The organism is Bacillus sp. SIMBA_005 (assembly GCF_046535585.1).
GTDB lineage: Bacteria > Bacillota > Bacilli > Bacillales > Bacillaceae > Bacillus > Bacillus pumilus.
This window is the reverse complement of record NZ_JAWRWI010001260.1, coordinates 1-232: the sequence shown is the minus strand read 5'-3', so window position 1 is coordinate 232 and position 232 is coordinate 1. Positions and strand designations below refer to the sequence as shown.

Genomic DNA, 232 nt, shown 5'->3' with positions numbered 1-232 from the left:
GTTTTATCCATCGCTTTTTGCGGGTCACCATCGCTGTACTGAACGGGTAAGACTTTAATGTCAGGATATTTTTCTTTCATACGCTCCATGAAGCCTTCCGAGCGTTCAATAGCGGAAGATGTTCCTGCAACGTGCGCGATAATCCCAACTTTCCCTTTATTATTTACCTGCGAGGCTAAGGCATCAGCTGCCTGAGCACCTGCTTTACGGTTATTGGTGGCGACAAAACTCA

The 232-nt window shown here is 46.6% G+C and carries 1 protein-coding gene; it reads right to left on the bottom strand.

Going from position 1 to position 232, the window contains the following annotated elements:
• A partial coding sequence (locus SB660_RS24110; protein ID WP_410585166.1) for a substrate-binding domain-containing protein occupies nt 1-232 on the bottom strand: 232 nt, incomplete at both ends.